General features: G+C 50.1%; 17 protein-coding genes. 8 read left to right on the top strand and 9 right to left on the bottom strand.

Translation table 11 applies throughout. The annotated features are described in order from the left end of the window. Positions 1–618: 618 nt before the first annotated feature. On the top strand, positions 619–1,284 hold the full coding sequence (locus ICL55_RS03105) for a response regulator (RefSeq protein ID WP_188094575.1): 666 nt from the start codon (positions 619–621) through the stop codon (positions 1,282–1,284). Here the strand turns inward: ICL55_RS03105 and ICL55_RS03100 are convergent. Together ICL55_RS03100 and ICL55_RS03095 are read right to left on the bottom strand one after the other, a co-directional pair. Beyond that, entirely contained in the window at positions 1,250–4,270 is a 3,021-nt protein-coding gene (locus tag ICL55_RS03100; RefSeq protein WP_223151277.1) for a sensor histidine kinase, read from the bottom strand. The genes ICL55_RS03105 and ICL55_RS03100 overlap by 35 nt on opposite strands. 203 nt (positions 4,271–4,473) lie before the next feature. Continuing rightward, positions 4,474–4,806 carry a hypothetical protein gene (locus tag ICL55_RS03095; protein ID WP_188094573.1) on the bottom strand — a complete coding sequence of 111 codons (333 nt, stop codon included), beginning with the start codon at positions 4,804–4,806 and terminating at the stop codon, positions 4,474–4,476. Between the two features lie 304 nt (positions 4,807–5,110). Here ICL55_RS03095 and ICL55_RS03090 point away from each other — a divergent pair, with 304 nt between their 5' ends. After that, positions 5,111–5,989 carry an alpha/beta fold hydrolase gene (locus ICL55_RS03090; protein WP_188094572.1) on the top strand — a complete coding sequence of 293 codons (879 nt, stop codon included), beginning with the start codon at positions 5,111–5,113 and terminating at the stop codon, positions 5,987–5,989. On the opposite strand, the gene ICL55_RS03085 is transcribed toward ICL55_RS03090, so the two are convergent. The 4 genes from ICL55_RS03085 to ICL55_RS03070 form a co-directional block, all read right to left on the bottom strand. After that, positions 5,982–6,926 carry a pentapeptide repeat-containing protein gene (locus ICL55_RS03085; protein ID WP_188094571.1) on the bottom strand — a complete coding sequence of 315 codons (945 nt, stop codon included), beginning with the start codon at positions 6,924–6,926 and terminating at the stop codon, positions 5,982–5,984. The genes ICL55_RS03090 and ICL55_RS03085 overlap by 8 nt on opposite strands. Positions 6,927–7,058: 132 nt before the next feature. Next, positions 7,059–8,630, bottom strand: a complete 1,572-nt coding sequence (locus ICL55_RS03080; RefSeq protein ID WP_188094570.1) for a hypothetical protein — start codon at positions 8,628–8,630, stop codon at positions 7,059–7,061. Between the two features lie 62 nt (positions 8,631–8,692). Continuing rightward, entirely contained in the window at positions 8,693–10,507 is a 1,815-nt protein-coding gene (locus ICL55_RS03075) for a cytochrome c peroxidase (RefSeq protein ID WP_188094569.1), read from the bottom strand. A 15-nt stretch (positions 10,508–10,522) separates the two neighbouring features. After that, positions 10,523–10,750: a hypothetical protein gene (locus ICL55_RS03070; RefSeq protein ID WP_188094568.1), complete on the bottom strand. Its 228-nt coding sequence runs from the start codon at positions 10,748–10,750 to the stop codon at positions 10,523–10,525. Between the two features lie 296 nt (positions 10,751–11,046). Between ICL55_RS03070 and ICL55_RS03065 the strand changes: the two genes are divergently transcribed. After that, positions 11,047–13,401, top strand: coding sequence for a metallophosphoesterase (locus ICL55_RS03065; RefSeq protein WP_188094567.1), 2,355 nt, complete (start codon positions 11,047–11,049; stop codon positions 13,399–13,401). A gap of 74 nt (positions 13,402–13,475) precedes the next feature. On the opposite strand, the gene ICL55_RS03060 is transcribed toward ICL55_RS03065, so the two are convergent. Then, entirely contained in the window at positions 13,476–14,546 is a 1,071-nt protein-coding gene (locus ICL55_RS03060) for a hypothetical protein (RefSeq protein ID WP_188094566.1), read from the bottom strand. A gap of 286 nt (positions 14,547–14,832) precedes the next feature. Between ICL55_RS03060 and ICL55_RS03055 the strand changes: the two genes are divergently transcribed. Next, on the top strand, positions 14,833–16,224 hold the full coding sequence (locus tag ICL55_RS03055; protein WP_188094565.1) for a B12-binding domain-containing radical SAM protein: 1,392 nt from the start codon (positions 14,833–14,835) through the stop codon (positions 16,222–16,224). Here the strand turns inward: ICL55_RS03055 and ICL55_RS03050 are convergent. Continuing rightward, positions 16,221–17,129, bottom strand: a complete 909-nt coding sequence (locus tag ICL55_RS03050; RefSeq protein WP_188094564.1) for a helix-turn-helix domain-containing protein — start codon at positions 17,127–17,129, stop codon at positions 16,221–16,223. The genes ICL55_RS03055 and ICL55_RS03050 overlap by 4 nt on opposite strands. 78 nt (positions 17,130–17,207) lie before the next feature. Further along, positions 17,208–18,023, bottom strand: coding sequence for an SDR family oxidoreductase (locus tag ICL55_RS03045; RefSeq protein ID WP_188094563.1), 816 nt, complete (start codon positions 18,021–18,023; stop codon positions 17,208–17,210). A 175-nt stretch (positions 18,024–18,198) separates the two neighbouring features. Here ICL55_RS03045 and ICL55_RS03040 point away from each other — a divergent pair, with 175 nt between their 5' ends. The 4 genes from ICL55_RS03040 (at position 18,199) to ICL55_RS03025 (ending at position 20,736) form a co-directional block, all read left to right on the top strand. Next, positions 18,199–18,657, top strand: a complete 459-nt coding sequence (locus ICL55_RS03040; RefSeq protein ID WP_188094562.1) for a nuclear transport factor 2 family protein — start codon at positions 18,199–18,201, stop codon at positions 18,655–18,657. Between the two features lie 77 nt (positions 18,658–18,734). Further along, positions 18,735–19,094, top strand: a complete 360-nt coding sequence (locus tag ICL55_RS03035; RefSeq protein WP_188094561.1) for a nuclear transport factor 2 family protein — start codon at positions 18,735–18,737, stop codon at positions 19,092–19,094. Positions 19,095–19,161: 67 nt separating this feature from the next. After that, positions 19,162–19,728: an RNA polymerase sigma factor gene (locus ICL55_RS03030; RefSeq protein WP_188094560.1), complete on the top strand. Its 567-nt coding sequence runs from the start codon at positions 19,162–19,164 to the stop codon at positions 19,726–19,728. Between the two features lie 66 nt (positions 19,729–19,794). After that, positions 19,795–20,736 (top strand): FecR family protein, encoded by a 942-nt coding sequence (locus ICL55_RS03025; protein ID WP_188094559.1) that lies wholly within the window; start codon positions 19,795–19,797, stop codon positions 20,734–20,736. Positions 20,737–20,768 lie beyond the last annotated feature (32 nt).

Below are 20,768 nucleotides of genomic sequence, written 5' to 3'. Positions count from 1 at the left end.
ATCATGCAATAAACATTGGGTAATAATAGTCCGGGACCACTATGCTACACACAGAGGACCAGGTATGATTCTTTTGGGAATCTTTATAGCTCAGGACGTGATATGGTTGATTATTAATACCAGCAACAACTCTCTATAACCGGTACAGATCAAACACAGACAGTATTGGTTTTAAGAATAATGGTTATTGAGACAATGTAAGACGGTAAAGTCCGCATGTGTTACAATCGCGTAAAAGTTCCCCATAGGAAATTATTAAGTTAAAAAAAGGATACGGGCCTCATTGATTCATCCTACAATTCACATTGTGTTCACATTTATTTATCCTACAAATCACCAGAAGTGTTCACATGACTCAACGGAACAATTCTGTTAACGAAAGTAGAGAAACTAATCTTGACAGCTTGTAGTAATGCTTCAATATAGACGTAGTAGTTATACTACATATTTTCTGGTAAGTAGTTGGGAAACAGAGGCAGTAAATGATTTAAATGATCACTGTGTCATGATTATATCATAAAAAAAATTTACAAATAATAATATACTTCCGAAGAAAAATATATTACATTAGTGGCGATAAAAGATCTATGCTACCCTCCCGCCCTAACCTTAAACGGAATGATACACGTATTGATAGCAGATGACCATTCGATCGTAAGACTTGGCATTAAACAAATTATCTGCTCCCTGCCTGGTAACATGCATGTTACAGAAGCCAAAACATTCGACGAAACCATCTCCTTTATGGAAGCCCAGCATTTTGACCTGCTGATATTGGACATTAATATGCCCGGTGGCAACAACCTGCAGATGATACAGGCGGTGAAGCTACGGCAGCCGCAGATCCGGATACTGATTTGTTCTGCCTATGAAGAAATCATGTATGCGCTGGGTTATTTGCAGACAGGCGCCGATGGTTATATTGAGAAGAACTCCCCGGATGATGACTTCAAAACGGCCATCAATACGGTTCTTGCGGGTGAAAGATATATCAGCAGGGCTGTCCGGGAACAACTGATCAGTAAATACACCCGGCAGCAGGACCATCGCCCGAATCCTTTCTCCGTGCTTTCCGGCCGTGAGGTAGAAGTGATGAACCTGTTGACCAAAGGACTTCCGCTGATAAAAATCGCGGAAATACTCCATCTGCAGCTCACTACCGTCAGCACCTACAAAGCACGCATTTTTGAAAAAACAGGGGTCAAAAATGTGATCGCCTTAGTGGAGAAAGCGCAGATGTACCAGGTGGCTAGTCATTCCGGCGAAGCAGTAGTGAAAGTATAGTGCCGCCGTTATCGCCGGAACGGGCCTGAAGCTGGCCATTGATCATGGTCAGCAATTCCTTGATGAGTATCAGGCCTATGCCTGTGCTGCCGGCGTGCCCGGTGCCGTCATTTTCCGGGTGATTGATCCAGTCCCTTACGGCCTGTGGCATTCCGCTACCCGTATCAGACACATGTATCGTCAGCGTCTTCGGTCCCTTTTCAACGGATACGGCTACACTCCCGCGAACAGTATATTTCACGGCATTGTCCAGCAGGTTGTGCAGCACCACCGCCAGCAGCAGTTTATTAGCCACCACCTTGGTGCCGGATGGAACATGGTTGATGAGCTGCACGCCTTTTGAATCGGACACCGGTTTAAAAATCGACATTTTTTCTTCCACCAGCCAGGGCAGGTCTATCACTTCTTCGGAGAAATCACCTGTCTGATAAGTCGTCCGCATATAATGTATCAGGTTGTCCACCAGATAATGCATGCGGTAAAGGCTTTCATAGGTGACCGTTTTTATTTCCTCCTCCTGCAATCTGTCGGACGACGGTTCATTATTATTAACGCGCAGCAGGAAGCGCAGCGGCGTTTTAATATCATGGGTAATGGCCGTCAGCAGGTGCTTATGCATCAGGCTTTGTTTACGCAGCAGTTCTTCCGACTCCTGCAGGATGCTCATCGTTTCCTGCAACTTCTCTGTGCGATTAAACACTTTTAACTCCAACAATTTGTTTTGTTCCTGAATACGCCTGATGCGCATCTTGTATAGTACGATGATCAGACAGATCAACACCCCCAACGCCAGTAACCGAAACCATCCTGTTTCGTAGAAGGCTTCCTGCACACGGATAGCGATCACCTTTTCGATATACTGGTCTTTCCCAAAACCTTTCAGCTTCCGGACACGGATGCGATAATCTCCTGAGGGTAACGAGGACAACGTAATGGTCCTGTCGCTACTAATGGGGAGCCAAATTAAATCTTCCTGTCTGCCGTCTTTCTCGAGGCAATAGTAAAAATAGAGATTCCCCGGGTCGCCGAAATAAGGAGTACTGATATGTAACCGGAAAGTTTTAAAATTATTCGGTAACGCGAGGTGTTCCCCTGGCGCTGTGGGTTTCAGGTTATGCTCCATCCAGTCCACAAATATTCCTTTGTCCGGCATCTCCATCCGGATAGCAGCGGGAGTAAACTGGACCAGCCCGTCGAGCGAGGGCAGGGAAATATCGCCGTTTTCGTATTTAAAGGCACAAGGTTCACAGCCACCATTAAATTCGTTGGTATTAAAGCCCTGGTCTTTTCCAAAATAATAATAGAACAGGTCGCGCTGCCTCCCGTCGGCATAGTCCAGCACGTCCTGATGGCTGACGCAGAACAGTCCTTTGTTGGTGGTGAGCCAGCAATAACCATCGGCGTCTTCCGTCACACAATGGGTGGTGGCCATATAACGCTTACGGTCCAACGGCAGCGCCATCAGCTTGTCGTTCCGGTAAAGATAAATGCCCTTGTTGTAAGTGGTGATCCAGGCTTCCCCTGGTTTGGGAATGTAGATGCTACGAATACGTCCGTCTTCCAGTCCGCTGATAGTATCTGTACGGCCTGATGGCAGATGGACCCGGTACAATCCTTTGTTGGCGCCCACCCAGATAACTCCCGGGAGCTTACCTTCTTTGATATAGGTCACATCGTTCACGGCTGCGGGAAGGTATTGCAGTCCCTTGCCAGGTTCCCCATTTTTCAAATAGTATAACCCCGGAAATTTGCCGGCCGTCCATACTGTTCCTTCCGGATCTGTGTAGACAGGGCCAATGAGATACGGCATATGAAATTTGTATAGCACCCGGCCGAAGTCGGGGGATATGCAGATCAGCGAATACCCGTCCCTTCCCCAATATCTGCCTTGTTTATCGCGGGCCAGCGTATATTTTTCGATGGTGTTTTCATGATTGAACGACAATGGCAACCAGTTGAATTGTCCGTTGTGACTGATGCTAAGGCCGGAGGCCGTCACCACGGCATTGCCGGGGAAAGGCGCCTGCGCATAAAACACTTCTTCGCCGGAGGCATTGGATTTATGGACCGTAAATTGTTGTCTGGTGCAAACGTAGAGCCCTTTGGTGGAGCTCCCCAGAAAAACGCGTTTGTTCTGCTGATCATAGTAGACAGTAGTGATATAGGCCTGATGCAGATCGAAGTCACGCAGCACCATTGTACCACGGATACGCCCCTCCGGTTCCGGCTGTAGCAGATAGCAGGCACGGTCTGTATATACGAAAACCTGTCGCGCCGCCGGATTCCAGAACAGTTCCATCTTGCATTTGCTAAAGGCAGGGTCGGCCAATAGTTCCCCTGCAAGCGGCAATTTTACAGGCCGGTCCCGCTCCCACCCCAGGAAATGCCCGTCTTTGTTCAGATAAAAAAGTTGGTTACCGCTAACGAATAAACGTTGCAGGTCCAGCTGCGGCTGAACGATCCGGTAGTCCACTTTTCCTTGTTTCACATGGGAGATGGTATCACGATACACCGAGAAATAACTGTCTGAGGTCTGCGGCAACACCAGCGGGCGCATTTTTGCGAAATGGGCGCCATAGTCATCCGGCCATCCCCGGATAGGATAATAATCGTCTTTCGTGTCTTTATATTGCTGGTATTGATATCCCGGTAGTTCTTTTCCTATATGCTTTACCGTGCTCTGCGAGACAGTCAGTATTTCCCCGATATCATTTTCTACCGCGATGACGGTATCGTTAGGATAAATCCGCGCCATCCGGCTGCTTTTCAGTTCGGGCAGGTTATCGCTGCTGAAATTGAAGAAGTAGCTCCCATCGAACCGTGTGAGGCCATTCTCCGTGGCCAGCCACAGGAAGCCATTCTTGTCTGCCACAATGCCTTTGATGCTGTTTTGCGGCAGTCCATCTTCATCAGTAAAATGTTTGACAAAATAGCGCGCTGTAGTGTCCGCCGGGGCAGAGGGAGTGGCCGGCATGAGATGCAGCAAGCATAGGTGAAGACAAAAGATAAGGTTCATCGAACAACAGGACAATACGGACGCCTGAATTTTTCAGGCCCGACAAAGATATAAAATACACCAGCAAATTAAAATCAGATTAGAAATATTCTGTCACCCTATCCCGAACACATGTGTCAAAAGGCCGCCAGGCCAGACACAACCGGTCTGGCCTGGCGGAAATTTATCTGCTTTTATTTTATTTTAATACGGGAAATCTTGCCGTCCAGGCCGTTATTATTGATAAAAGACACCGTTACCGTATCATCGTCATAGCTTTTTTCAAACGTACCAACGGTGTATTCCGGCGAGATCTTTTTTACATTGACGATCGTGAAATCATCATTGGTCGCGGCGTCCGGTGAATCATACACCGTTATTTCACAACCCTGACGAACCCCATAGAGCTTCATGGAACGGATCTCGTCATTCTTAACAGGTTTAAAATCCTGTCCCGGAGTGTCTTCAACGGTCTGCACAATGTTTTCAGTTCCGTTGTTGCCTTCATAGAATACGATAATACCCATAAAATAAAATTTTTGAGGTGAATAATGAATAAAAACAAAAAGGAGTCATCTCCTGTATACAGGAAAAATTTATATAAGGAAATCAGGTCGGGTGAAATAACAGGATTAACGAAATAGTCAGGACTCCAAATTATCAATGGTTTTTTACTAAGTACAAAAGGGGTCTCCTATCGGTGCAATCATAGCGTTGTCAAGCATTACAAGACCATCACACTCGTCTGCATTTGCTAAATGAAATTAATCAAAAAAACCAAACCATCAAAAAAAAGGCATAAAATATGATGAAGGAAATCACATGAATTCCATGCAGCCACAAAAGGTATTTCACCGCACCATACCCATTAACGGGTTAGATATTTTCTACCGGGAAGCCGGAGATCCTGTTCATCCGGCGATATTGCTGATGCACGGCTTCCCCAGCTCGTCGCATATGTTCAGACGGCTACTTCCCGCACTGGCACAGGCAGGCTACTACGCCATTGCGCCCGACTTTCCGGGGTTCGGCTACAGCACTTATCCTACCACTGACGGCTTCGCCTATACGTTTGAAAATTTTGCCCACATCCTATCGTCTTTTGTAGAACAAATGCAGCTAAGAAACTTCGCGCTGTACCTGCATGATTACGGCTCTACCATCGGCATGCGCGTGGCGTTACAGCATCCGGAGAAAATCAGCGCACTTATTTTTCAGGATGGCAATTCCTATGAGGAAGGGCTGGGTAAAGAGTGGGACACCGCTAAGGCTTATTGGGACAGTCCCACGGCCGCCAACAAGGCCCAACTACCGGAATGGCTAAACGCAGAAGGCACCCGTCAACAATATGTGGCCGGTGTTCCTGAAGCGCAGCTTCCCCTTTTCAGCCCTGACAACTGGGCGCTGGACTGGGCCCTGATGGACCGTCCGGGGCATGTGGAGGCACAATTTGCGCTGTTTGAAGACTACCGCGACAACAGAAAATTTTTTCCATTGTTCCAGGAATTTTTTCGTCGGACACAACTCCCTGCACTGGTGATATGGGGAAAATACGATGCTTATTTCAGTGTAGCGGAAGCATCCTGTTACACGAGAGATCTGCCTCATGCCGAGGTGCATATACTGGATGCCGGACACAAGGCACTGGAAAGTCATTTTGAAGAAATCAGTCCGCTCGTGCTGGATTTTCTCCGTCGGGAGCTCAAATAAGCGTCACTTGCTCCAGCCGCGCACCCATTCCTTTCAGGGCAGCGTAGGTGAGCTTATCCATGGTGGCCCCTTCAAAATTAATAGTCGCGATCGCGCGGTAGTATTTGTTCGTCAGCGCGAAGGCCGGACGGAAAGACACATTTTTGAGGGTGGCACCCTTAAACATCGCATCGTTCAGCACCGCCCGGTCAAACTTGACGCCGATAAAAGTTTGTCCGTCAAAACATTGTCCCCGCAAATCGGAACGTCTGAAATCCACGCCACTGAATATGCAGCGTTGAAAGAGGGTGGTCTTAAGGTCGGCGATGTCCAGTTTCACGTCTGTCAGCCTGATATCCGTGAATATGGCCCGCGTCAGTTCTGACTTGCTGAAGGTGGTGCGTACCAATATGGATTTGCTGAAACGCGCATCCGTCAGATTAACGATGGACAGCCTGCCATCTGTCAGATTCGCTTCACTGAAATTGGCGCCGCTGGCATCACTGGTCGAAAACGAGCTGCCCGTGAGATCTGCGCCGGTAAAGTCGCAGCCGCGTAAGCTGCAGGCATTAAATTTTCGTTTAGGCGCGATGACCCCGGCGAAGTCGGTCCCGGACAAATCAGTCCCGGAGAAGTCGGTCACCAGCTGCCGCTCTTCCGCACCAGTGGCAGAGGCTTCCACCTGCACGGCTGGCTCCGTATGTACAGTACCGTTAGCTGGTATGACAGGCGCCGTATCTTCTTTGACGGACTCAAAATCGGCTGAGAAGTAATTCAGGTCAACGCTCAGGATGGCGGCGAGCCGGTTGATGGTAATAATATCCGGAACGGATTCTCCCCGCTCCCATTTTCCGACGGCCTGCGGGCTGATAAACAACTGTTGGGCCAGTTGCGCCTGAGACATATTGGTCTCCTTTCGTGCTTTGGCAATTTTGCTGCCGATCTGCTTAGCTTCCATGTATACGCTTTTCATCACAAAGATAACCCGCTTCATGGTCACCACCACCAAAAGGCCGCCCCTGTTAGTTGTTGTGCCGCTACTACCTGTTGTAGTGTGACAACTACGGGTAGTATTTCCGTCAGGAGGAGGCTAAATCCCCCTGTCCTGGAATTTTTCCGGGATGGTATATTGACCGTTTTTAAATGGTATCACGGTCTTCTCCAGCGGCAGGTTACTACTGATACAACTGCCGGTAACGATCACCAGGCGATAGTTCTCTTCCTGTGCGACCGGCTCCATCTGCCATCTGGTATAACTGCAATGTCTTGTTCCCACCCCTTCATAGGCATTGTCCCTGACAAGCGTAAAAGCGGAGGAAAGCTTGTCGTTGGAGAACGACAGCACATCGTCCCAGAAAACATTGGACCCCATATGGGTGATACCGCCTGAAATCACGATGCCTATGCTGTGGCTGCCCAGCTTCACGAGCTCACTAAAATAACCGGAACTGCCGTACATGCCGCCACCGCCGGCATTTAGCATGTGGGCCGCCTGTTGCCAGCTGCCATTGGTGTTTTTAAATATCCAGATGTCCACCCAGCCGGATGGTGGCGCACCGCCGTCTTTTATTTCATTGCGGAAGGCGGCCAGGCAATACGTGTTGCCATCGTGTCGGAAATATTGCACGGAATCGAGCGCACGGGACACTTTGTCCGGTCCCAACTCTTCCGGTACGGTATCATAAACGGATTTGGTCAGCTGTGCTATCTGTGCCTGGCCAAAATCAGCCTGCGCGGAAAGCAGCTCCACATGTTCTGCAAAGGCCTGTTTAATTTCCTTCCGGATATCCTGTTTCAGGTTATCCATCGACTTTTCCGTTGTCAGCTTCTCCAGGAAAAGTTTAACGATGGCGGCGGTCCTGGTAGTAGCATGTTTTTGTATAAAAGAGAGATACTCATCTTTATTCTCCTGGTTCAGCGAGCCAATCTCCTGCCAGTTCTCAAAAGCAGGTGTGTTATCCTGGCCGAAAAGATAGTCTTCACAATACCGCTCAAAGCTTTCCCTGGCATTAAAAGCCAGGGTGCTGTTGGGATAGGCAACGAGGAACTGTTCCCAGTTCAGCGTCCGTTGGCCTACCTCATGAAAGGATACGCCCAGCCCTGCATCGGCGCTGTACAATACGGTATCTTCGTCCGCATTCAGTTGCAGATAGCTGCGGTAATCTGCCGGCAGCGCGTTTTTAAACAACTGGGTATAGAAAGTCGGTATCGTCCGTAATTCCGTATAACCTTCCCCGATACCCCATGGTTCAATACCGGCAGTGGCCAGCAGGTCAACAGTCCGCTGTACGCTATCCGGCGGCACGATTTTCTTTTTTTCTTCAACGTAGTAGTTGACATAGTTCTCCAGCCACACCGTTTCATTGTTGGAAATGCCTGCCAGGGCGGTATCTACGTATAGTGCCAGTGAATTGTACAGCTTCACTGCCGCTTCGGCGCTGATGCCCGGTAGCTGCTGCGCGATCGCTTTTCTTCTGCTGATGATGCCATCGACATATGTTTTTGTGGACAAGGCCTGCTCTGTGACAGGCTTCTGAGCGAGTGAATCCGCTTTCGCTTTTTCTTTGGTGCCAGCCTTTTTATTGCCTTCATGACAGGCAGCCAGCAAAACAATGGAGCATAACAGGCCCGGTAGCAGGCCTTTGAAAAATGTGCAGTTCATAAGTATTTTAAGCCGTGAATAAGGTTGTAAGATACAGAAAGCGTTGCAAATAAAACACGGCGTCAGTAGTGCACAGCTGCTTTCCAGCTGCTGGTGTCCGTCAATGCCTGCATAAAAGCCACCAGCGCTTTCTTCTCGGCGGGCGTCAGCTGCAGCTTCTCAGCGGGCAACGTTTGATTGGGAGGCGCTATGCCCAGTCCGGCGCCGCCGCCCTTGTCGTAGAAGTCGATCACCGACTCCAGCGTAGGGAACACACCGTTATGCATATACGGAGCGGTGAGGGCGCTGTTACGCACCGTCGGTGTTTTAAAGGCATAGCGGTGAATACTGATCTTATACAACACGTATTTACCGGGGTCCTGGTCCAGCGCGGCATGCGGACGGTTATTTGCCGGCACGCCCAGCACTTCTGATTCCGGCTCCGCGAAGTACGGCGGCGCCACGCCGCTGAACAGCGGCGCAAAATGACAGGTACCGCATTTCGCTTTTCCCATGAAGATATTGAAGCCTTTCTTTTCGGTGGTGTTCAGCGCCGTGGCATCGCCATTCATATACAGATCGAAGCGGGATTGCAGGCTGGTGAGCGACCGCAGGAAAGAGGCCAGCGCATTGGCGATGTTTTCTTCCGTAATGCTGTTATGCCCTGCTGCAAAGGCTTTGGCAAAAAGACGCACATAGGTGCTGTCTTTCTTCAGCGCATGGGCGGTCTGTTGCAGGGAACCGTTCATCTCCCGTTTATTGTGCACCACATCCGACACCTGGTTTTCCAGGAAGATAGCGCGGGAATCGTAGAACTGTTTGGACTGGAACGCGGCATTCAACAAGGTGGGCGTATTACGGGCGATGAGCGCTTTGCCGTCCAGGTCCGTATTACGCGCCAGGCCATCCGTAAAGGCTTTCGATGCCTGGTGGCAGGAGGCGCAGGAACGTTGCAGATTGCCTGACAGCAAGGGATCGTAGAACAGTCGCTGCCCCAGCTGTATCCTTCCGGTCGTAGGGTCCGACTCATAATTCGGCGAATAGCCGTTCACGTTATAGTACCGCATGGCAAAGAGGTGCGGCGCTTCCGGCGATAGTATCCTTCGTTCGGGCGGCAGCTGCAGGGAAAGCCGTTGCTGCAACGCCAGCAACGACGCGCTTAGGGGGTTGGCGTATTGTGTGATGAAATGGAGCCGGTCAAATTCATTGAAGCTGCGGTGTTGCAACAGGTACCGCCGCGCGGCGCTGAAACGTTCTGTCAGCGTGTATTTGAAGGCAATATCGGTCAAACTGCCGGCATACAGCATGGCGGCATGCTCCACCCCTTCCAGGGCCGCAGCAGCTTCCGGCATCGACAGCAGCGCTATCGGTGAATCGTACCCGGAGATACCCAATGCGATGACGCGGTATATCTCAAAGCGCATGGCGTCCAGCACATAGGCATCTATAAAACCATAAGGGTCTGTTTGCGATTGCAGGGTGGCGAACTGTGTCCGGAGCGCCGTAACGGCTGCCTGCAATTCTTTGGCGGCGGCAGCGGGCGTCCATAGTTTCTCTTCTATCACCTGAAAGCCCTGTGGAGGCAGTATATCGCGGGAGTTCTCCCCATCGGCAAATGGCAATGCCGGCCCGTTGATGTTCCGGATCAGGTGGGGGTAATAATATTCCGTAAGAAACTCCGCGCGCTTGTAGGACAGTCGGGCGGCGCGGAACAGCCGTTGCTGCACCGCCACCGGCGCATGACGACGGATGGCCTGCTGCAATTGTTCCAGGCTGTCGGCCACCACGCCCATCTGCCGGCTGAAATAGCCTTCCAGCACCGTGGCGGGTGGCGGCTCCCGGCGTGGCTGCGTAAACGTTAGTGCGGCAAACAATAGCGCCGTAAGGATAATTCTCATGGGTTCCGGTAAATATTATCGAATGAGCTGCTCAATCACAGTCTTCACCATCTTCAGTCCCTCCTGGGGGTCGAAAAGGAAAGCGTGTCCGCCTTTATCGACTTTCAGCAATTTCCAGTCAGGCGCTTCAGCCGTATGTTCATTATAAACGGCCATCACGCTGTCCACACCACCAGACAATACCAACACGACTACGGCTATACGGAGAGAATAATATAACGACCTGTCTTTTGTTGATTTCATAGCCATCGTACGGGAATTTTTAGATTAACTATTGTAAAATATGAAAATTATAATTAATTTCAACATCGGAACCATCGACGATTTTGGGATTTTTTGATTTACGAATGTGCGCATTTGAAAATGCAGCGAAGATCCCCCGACATCAAAAAATCTATAGATCAAAACATCCCAAAATGAGGCTGCCCCCGGAAACCCAGTGCTTCATTCCTCAACCTTTTCTGTATCAGACGATTCATTCAATTCACCTTTAATCTAAATCGATCTATCAACATCCAAACACGCTAAAATCTCATCCCATGATCCCATGCTTGTCCACTATTGCGAAATCGTGCATCCTTACGTGTTGCAGCGCCTTCCTGGGCCTGGCGCTACAGGCACAGACCACACTGGTCCCTTTTGGTTCTACCTGGAAATACCTTGACAACGGTTCCAACCAGGGTACGTCGTGGCGATCGGCCACCTTCAACGACGGCTCCTGGAAGAGCGGCCCTGCTGAACTGGGCTATGGCGACGGCGACGAAGCCACCGTGGTGAGCTATGGCAGCAACGCCAACAGCAAGTACCCTACCACTTATTTCCGGAAACAGTTCACCCTCTCCGGCCTTAGCAGCTACACCAGCTTCACGCTGGAATTCAGAAGAGACGACGGTATCGTGGTATATGTAAACGGTACCGAAGTAAAGAGAGATAACATGCCCTCCGGCACGATCTCCTACAATACCCTGGCTTCCGCCGATGCCAGCGACGACGGCGCCTCTGTACAAACAGCCACCATCCCCGTTTCCGCTTTTGTGGAAGGTAGCAACACCATCGCAGTGGAGATACACCAACAGGTGGTCACCAGCAGCGATATTTCCTTCGACCTGCAACTGAAAGGCAATACCGGCAGCTCTTCTGCTTCCGTGGTAAGAGGCCCTTACCTGCAAATGGGTAACCAGACCGCCGTCACCATCCGCTGGCGCACCGCTGAAGCCAGCAACACCAAAGTGAAGTACGGCACTGTATATGGTAGCCTCACCGACAGTGTGGTCAACACCACCTCGGCTACCGAACATGAAGTGAGGCTTTCCAACCTGCAACCAGACACCCGTTATTATTACAGCATCGGCACCACCACCGCCGTACTGGAAGCCACCAACAAAAACTATTTCAATACCGCGCCGCCCACCAATACTACCCGCAAAATCAGGATTGCGGCCTATGGCGACTGTGGCAACAACTCCAGCAATCAGACCAAAGTGCGCGACGCTTACCTGAACTACGTTGGCACCGAACATACCGACGTATGGCTGCTACTCGGTGACAACGCCTATGACGGCGGATTCGACAACGAGTATCAAACCAATTTCTTTAATATCTACAAAGACAATCTGCTCAAAAATATCCTGCTGTTTCCCACATTGGGCAACCACGATTACGACAACGATCCTTCCCGGCAGGACGATCATAATATCCCCTACCTCGCCAACTTCACCCTGCCAAAGAATGGGGAATGCGGCGGCGTAGCTTCCAACAAAGAAGAATACTACTCCTTTGATTACGGCGATATCCACTTCATCTGTCTCGATTCCTACGGAGAAGAGAGCAACAAACGTTTTTATGATACCTCCTCCACGCAGATACAGTGGCTTAAAAACGATCTTGCTGCCAATAACCGTAAATGGACCATCGCCTACTGGCACCACCCGCCGTATACCATGGGCAGCCATAATTCCGATACAGAAAGTGAACTGGTGAAAGTAAGACAGAACCTCATCCGCATACTGGAACGCAACGGTGTAGACCTCATCCTCAATGGTCACAGCCACGATTATGAGCGTTCTTACTTTATCCGTGGTCACTATGGACTGGAAAATACGTTCTCACTGACACAGCATGCGGTGAGCAAGAGCAGTGCGAAGTACGACAGTACCGCCGGCTCCTGCCCTTACCTCTCCTCTTCTGCGAAAACGAACCATGGCACCGTATACGTGGTGGCCGGTTCCGCCGGACAGGTAGGTGGTACCTCTTCCTCTTTCCCGCACGCCAGCTCCTACTATGCCAACGCCACCACCGGCGGCTCCCTGGTACTGGAAATAGAAGGCAACAGGCTGGACGCGAAATTCATTGCGGCGGATAAAACCATCAAGGACCGTTTCACCGTGATGAAAGATGTCAATAAAACCACGGTGGTAAATGCTACGGCCGGTCAACCGCTTACCCTCAGCGCCTCCTGGCCAGGTAATTACAAATGGGATGACGGCTCTGCCAGTCGCACCCGGACCGTAACCCCCAACAGCACCACGGTCTATACCGTTAGCGATAACGCTATGCCAACGATCTGCGTCACCGATACCTTCCGGGTAGTCACCAGCGCACTGATGGCTGCCAGCGCTGTTACGGACAACAAACCGGCTCCATCCGGCTTCTCCTGTAAGGTGTATCCTAATCCATCTCCCAACAACAAATTACAGGTGGAGATCAGCAGCAAACAACAGCAGCTGGTGAGATACAGTATTGTAGACCTTTCCGGCAGAAAGGTACAGGAAAATGCCTGGCAGGTGGGTGCCGGCACTACTACACAAACCATTACACTGCCCCGCGGCAATTATATCCTTACGGTGTTCAACAATAACGGTGAGCGACAAACGCAGCAGCTGGTAGTAGAGTGATCAATCATCTTTTTATAAAAAATCCCGGGGCATACAATGCTCCGGGATTTTTATTTATCGTACTGCCGATGGCGTTAGCTGCCTACGGGCGTGGCCGCATGTATAAATGTAGGCCGGCTGAAAGTATAGAACGGCTGAAAGAAGCACCAGATCCGTTTGGAGCCGTGTGAACGGAACACCTGCGTAGTGTTATCGGGATTGGCGATAGAAAAACTGATCGTAGCATTGTTTACGTCCGGGAAGTTGGGATCATATACTTTCAGCGACAGATCGGTCCCGTCCAGCTCGTAGCCATATACCAGCACCGCATGGTTTTCTCCCAGGTCAACCGGATTGATGGATTTTGTTTGCACCAGTGCGAGGGGTACCAGCTGATTGCTGTCCAGTTTACGTTGCATCTTGGGCCATTCGTCTTTGATCATACGCCAGGCCCTGCCCCGCGGCGCCAGTCCTATTTTGCTCATGTCGGTTTCGTGGTCCGGCAGCGCAGGGTTCATCAGGGTCATGTACGTGGTGAGGCCGCCGGGCAGGTTAAAGCTGGCCATAAAGCGGTCCACCAGATAGTTATACATCGTGCCGCCACAGGGTGAGGTGGTGGTAGCCGGCGGCAGCATTTTGCTTTCGAAGAGATCGCGCACAACGAACACCATACCGCCGCAGACGCCGTTGGAAGCGTTGCCAACAGGGATCTTGATGTTACCGAAAGGAATGGGCGGTATCAGGTTAAACAACGGGCAGTCCGGAAACCGGCTGTTGCTGAAGTGGAACGCGTTGACGCTGGGCGTGAAACCTGGTACGCTGTGTTGCCTGATCCAGGTGTCGGAAGACCATAACGCCCTGCCGGCAGCGTCGTATATCACCAGGTTGCCGTCGTTCTGTACGATCAGCCAGGCGCCGTAGTGGCCGTCTGTGCCTGTATCCCATACATAACTGTGGCCGGGGCCGTACATCACGAGATTGCCGTCCTGCTGCATTTCCAGGATATTCACCTGCCGGCCATCGGTGTTGGATGCCCAGCGTGGCACGTTACCGGTACGGTACAGTACCAGGTTGCCGTCGCCTTGCAGTATTAAAGTCGTTTTTCCGTTTGGGGCAGTAATTGTTCCGCCAACAGGGAGCGATTGTCCCGGTAGAAGCCTATCCATAAAAAGGGGGTTAATTTATTTGGGTGATGAATAACAATTATTTGAGGTTAACCGGTTAATTACAACACAAAAGTAGGCCGCCCACCGGAAAATAGTCAACGTAGAAACAGGTAATTTCATAACTCAGTAGATCTACGGAAGTCGCCCGCCCGTGCTACAGACGGATATTCTCCCCTCCCCCTAAAGCCCGGGGCGCTGATAACAGGGCAAAATCTTCATAATAAAAAGTACTTTGTATTTCAAAGTATATTTGTATTTTTGTATCGCCACTCTAAAACAATATGCTATGAAAATAGATTTGATTATTGCGTATGTGCAGCGATACGAATTCGGACACGAATATGATTTTGTACCACCTATCACGGGGATACACCTTGCGGCCATCACCCCGGCGGAGCATACCGTCAGGGTATATCACCAACAGGTAGATAACATCCATATCGACACCGATGCTGATCTGATCGCCATCTCCTTCTTCAGCGGCTTTGCCATGGCGGCCTATGCACTGGCCGTAGCGTTCAGGAAAAAAGGCAAGACCGTGGTAGCCGGCGGTCCGCATGTAACGTATTGTCAAACAGAAGCACTGGAGTACTTCGATGCCATCGTCACCGGTGAAGCGGAGAACGTATGGCCGCAGCTGATCAGCGATGCGGCCGGTGGCCAACTGAAACGCCTATACGCCGGGAGCCCCTGCGATATGCAGGACCTGCCTACGCCCAGATATGACCTGCTGCCCAACAAATTCTTTATCCGCAAGGTGATCCAGGCGACCAGAGGATGCCCTTTCTCCTGCTCCTTCTGTACCGTTCCCTCGCTGAATCCGGGCTTCCGGCTCAGGCCCGTTAAAGACGTGTTACGCGATGCCGGCTACGATAACTTCCCCTATTGGTGGCAGCGCAAAGTAGTCTGGTTCTGGGACGACAACCTCACCATCAAACGTCCCTATATCCGGGAACTGCTGCAGGAAATGATCCCCTTAAAAAAATGGTGGCTCACCCAGGCCAGTATGGACATCGCCAAAGATCCGGAGCTGCTGGACCTCATGAAGGCGTCCGGCTGCATCGGCGTGTTTCTCGGCATCGAATCTTTCGGAGTAGACTCCCTCGCCGACGCCAACAAACGGCAGAACAAAATTGCGAACTACAGCGCCGCGGTAAAAGCCATCCGGCAACGCGGGATAGCCGTGATGGCAGGATTTATTGCAGGCTTCGATCACGACGACGAACAAAGCATCATCAATATGGCCGACCAGCTGATGGAGATAGGCATAGATGTTCCCTTCCTCAGTATCATGACGCCGTTCAGAGGCACCCCCATCTACCATACATTACAAAAGGAAAACAGAATACTGGAAGACAGAAACTGGAATTATTACAATGGCTATAACGTGGCTTTTGCGCCGAAAAAAATCGATGCCGACCAACTGCTGCGGGCACACAGAACGTTATGGAAAAAATCTTTCTCTCCCTGGTATGCCGGCAAACGGATACTGCGCGGCCTGTTCACCCTCCGATGGGGCGCGTTGTTGTTATCCACGTTCATGAATGGTTTCTATTCCTATAAACGCATCAGGAAAAACTATCCCATCGATATGACTAAACGAAAAAATGGTGTAAACGCCGTGGAGCCAGTTCCCCACGCGCAAAGGGAAAGCAGCGCCCTGCCATTACCGGCCTAATTCATACTTCTGAATTCCAGCGGCGTTTTCCCTGTTTTCTGCTTAAACAGTTTATTAAAATATTGCGGATAGTCGAACCCCAGCGAATAGGCAATTTCGCTGACAGACTTGTTAGTGCTCAACAAAATGTTCTTCGCTTCCTCGATCAGATGAAAGTGGATGAGGTCCTGCGTGTTTTTGCCAGTCTCCCTTTTCAGCAGATCACTGAGATAGCCGGGTGATAAATGCACCTGCTCAGCCAAATCCTTTACCGTGATGAGTCTTTTTTCCGTACCAGGATTTTGGGCGAAATGCGCGTTCAGGATTTTTTCTACCTGCGCGATCACATGGTTATTGGTACTTTTTCTGGTGATAAACTGTCTGCCGTAGAAACGGGAACAATAGTTTAACAGCAACTCAATCGTGGAAACGATGATAGCCTGGCTGTGCACATCAATATTTTCCTGTAACTCTGTCTGGATCTTTATCATACAGTCAAACAGAATCTGTTTTTCTTTTTCTGACAGGTGCAACGCCTCTGATATTTCGTAGGAGAAGAAGCTGTACTCCTTCATCTTCTCATTCAGAGCAGTACCCCTGATCAGATCAGGATGGAAAAACAGGCCCCATCCAGCCATACCTTCAGCACTCTCGCCATCATCGTCCATTTCGATGACCTGATGGGGCGCCATACAAATCAGGCTGCCAGCCTGAAAGTCCACTACCTTGCGGCCATATTTGACACTGGTTTTAAAACCCTTGAACAGTATGGAATAGTGATCTGAGGAAATTTTTGTGCCATCGCTGACAGGCTCGGCCAGCTTGCTGAAATCGATGACAGCCACCAGCGGATGATGAACAACATCATCCAGCCGGAACAGTTTAAAAATATCTGAAATCGTCTGTAAATGGATAAACTCAGGCATACTGGTATGCATTAATCTCCCTAAAATTACGTAAAACGGCGGAAGCGATCACCATTGGCACGCTTCCACCGTCTATCATCAAATCCCTAACTGAGCTTTCATACCACCGATGAAAGTTTCGTCGTCCAGTTGTTTGCGGTTGGCAAGGATGACTTGGGCATCTTCGCCGGCGGTATAACGCAGCCGGCTGGTACCGTCTGTAGCCGCTTCATAAATCACCTCCGCGATCTGGCGACCACTCGGTGCGCCCTCATACATGGCCGTGGTGGCTTCCATTAATTTGCCCACCAGTTCCTGATATTCTGTGAGTGATTCATCATTGCTGAAATCAAACGACCTGCTGACAAAGTCAGTGGCTATTGCGCCCGGCTCAACGATTTTCACTTTCCCGCCAAACTGTTCCACTTCGTAGCTCAGTGATTCAGAAATACCTTCTACCGCGAATTTAGTTCCGTGATACAACGCCCCTAAAGGGAAAGTGATCTTACCACCTATGGAAGAAATGTTAATGATGATACCGCTTTTATGGGCCCGGAAATGCGGCAGCACCGCTTTGGTCACATCCAGCAGCCCTATCACATTGGTATCAAACTGGCGAACGATCCGCTCTCTGGTAAACGATTCCAACGGGCCATAAGCGCCATACCCCGCATTGTTGACCAGCACATCAATACGGCCAAATTTCCGTATCCCTTCCTGTACCGCGCGATCAATGGAAACGGTGTCCAGTACATCGAGGCGGGTGACCAGCACATTGTCCAGCTTTGTCAGCATTGTTTCTGCTTCCGGCTTGCGCATGGTAGCTATTACATTCCAGCCTTTGGACTGAAATAGCTCGGCCGCACCTTTTCCCAAGCCAGCGCTGGCGCCGGTAATTAAAACTGTCTTATTCATTTTTCGGATTTTTTAAATTGATGATGTAAAGGTCGGGTGGAAAACAGGATACCTTATAAGACGAATCCGGGGAAATTGTATACTTTTTACGGTGCCCCTGTGAGGAGGATATTTAATACCGGTTTTGACACATAACCGCTACTTTTGCGCTTTAAGAAAAAACGGACCCGAACATATGAACACTGTAGCACCATATACTCCTGATTACATCGCCATTCAGCAACTGATCAGCCAATACACCCACGTCATCAATCTTCGGGAGTGGGACCAGCTGGAACAGATTTTTTCTGAGAACGCTACCTGGCAGGCATTAGCGCCGGTGAACCTGAAATGGGAAGGACTATCCATGATTAAAACGGAACTGCCCGCAAGCGTGGAAAGAATGGAAATACTCATACAAAGTACATCCGGCACCGTTATTACCATGGAGTCTGCCAACACCGCCCATGCGAAATCGCTGATCACCGAATTCGGAAGAAACAAGGAAACAAAAGAAGGCATGCAGGCAACGGGTTATTACCATGATGTGCTCGTTAAAGAAAACGATACCTGGAAGTTTTTGAGCAGAACGTTTACCCTGATTTACTTCGAATCCAGAGAAGTGGCCGGAACATTGGTCAACTATAAATATTAAACATCAGAACAAGGTCATCAGAGGGGAAAACAACCGTAAAGGTGTATTTTTATTGAAACCAATAAAACCCACCTGTTATGACCGTAGCACAAATCGCTAACCGCCTGGCAGATCTTTGCCGGGAAGAAAAATTCAGTATTGCCCAAAAGGAATTGTATGCCGATGATGCAGTGAGCATAGAGCCTCACGAGACACCTGGTTTCGACAGGGAAACCAAAGGACTGCCGGCATTAATGGAAAAAGACAAAAAATTCAACGCCATGCTGGAAGCCCGTTACGGCACCACGATCTCCACCCCGCTGGTGACCGGCAATGTGTTTGCCTTTGTGCTGACGATGGATATCAAAATGTCGGGCAGGGAACGGGAAACCGTCAGCGAACTTTGTGTGTACCAGGTGAAAGACGGTAAAATAATTTCAGAGCAATTTTTTATGTAAGAAATGCCTGCCTGATATTTAACACTGGCTTAACACACAACAGCTATTTTCGCATGTCATTACCAACATGAAGCAATTGCCTGAAAATGAGCTGATAGAAAGATTAAAAGGTGGAGATCACCTGGCCTATGAGCAATTGTTTCATCGCTACTGGAAAATGGCCTTCGACATCGCCCATCGCAAAACAGGCGATGAACAGGAAACCCTCGACATTGTACAGAGCATTTTCTCCTATCTCTGGGAGAAGCGGGAAAGCCTTACTATTTCCGGCTCCTTCGCCGCATGGCTTACCGCCGTGGTAAGACATAAGGTCATCGACTGGTACCGCGCCTCCCAAACCCAACACGTACACAAAGAACAACTGTGGCATCAGCTGAACGCCCAGCAGGCATTGCAGGTAACGGATGGCAATAAAACCGCTCTCCGCGAACTGGAACGTGACTGGCAACTGGAGGTAGAACGCATGCCACTGCGCATGAAAGAAGTATACCTGCTTAGTCACCAATCGCAACTTCCTGTTGCAGAAATAGCCCGTCAACTTTCCCTGAAACCACAAACCGTCAAGAACCAGCTGTATAAGGCAGGAGAGCGCCTGCGCAAAATGCTGGAGCATCACTTCTTCTTCTTCTTTTAAGTGGTAACAATTTGGTAACATACTGTGGATGGTACGCATCCCCATTTTCCCCGAGAGATATATAACATGGGGACACATCAACAAAAAATCATAGACGGATTATTACAACGCTACCTGGATGGTCAATGTACACCGGAAGAGGAGCAAGTGATCCTTCACTGGTATGAAGACCTTGACCTCACCAACGGAGCAACGTCGGCGGTTGCTGCAAACGCAGAAGCCCTGCTCCGTAACAGGCTGCCACACCTTCCTGCCAAACGATTGCCCTTCCTTCACCGGGCCTATGTACGATGGAGCGCCGCAGCCGCGTTGCTGGCCGGCATGGTGATCAGCGCCCTGTATTTTATACCATCCGGAAGAAGCACCCGGAAGATGTCCACCAGCGTGTTTGCCACCCATGCCAAACAACTGAAAAAGTTCACCCTGCCGGACGGCACACAAGTGTGGCTCAATCAGCTATCACGCCTCGAATGGACGAACGACCACAACGACTCCCTGCGCCTGGTGCGGTTAACCGGAGAAGCTTTTTTCAAGGTGGCCGCCAATCCGGCGAAGCCATTCCTCGTGCAGGCCGGCAGCACTACCACCCGCGTATTGGGGACCGATTTTAACGTAGAAGCCTATACGAATGAAGCAGCCGTGAAAGTGGCGTTGTTGACCGGGAAGGTCCGGTTAACTGAAACAGGCACACCAGGCGCCGTTGTCCTGCAACCCGGCAAGATGGTCACCAGTAAAAAAGGACAGCCGTCTGTCATCACAGATATCAGCAACGAAGTGGATGCCTGGACAAAAGGGTTTACGGTATTCAATGAAGTACCGTTGGCAGAAGCATTTGTGCGCCTGGCCAACCGGAATGGCTGGCAGCTGATATGGCAACGGAAAGATCGTCCGTCAGCCCCGGTATCAGCCATTTTCAGCCGGGAAACACCCGGGCAGATGGTGCAGGGTATCGCCTTTACACATCACATTACATACCAGTTAAAAAACAATATCCTGACCATTTACTGATAAAAAAAGGGAAGCTGCGACCAACAGCTCCC

The sequence above is a fragment of the Chitinophaga varians genome (assembly GCF_014529945.1).
Classification (GTDB): domain Bacteria; phylum Bacteroidota; class Bacteroidia; order Chitinophagales; family Chitinophagaceae; genus Chitinophaga; species Chitinophaga varians.
The sequence above is the reverse complement of the archived record's forward strand: the minus strand, read 5'-3'. Positions and strand labels throughout refer to the sequence as shown.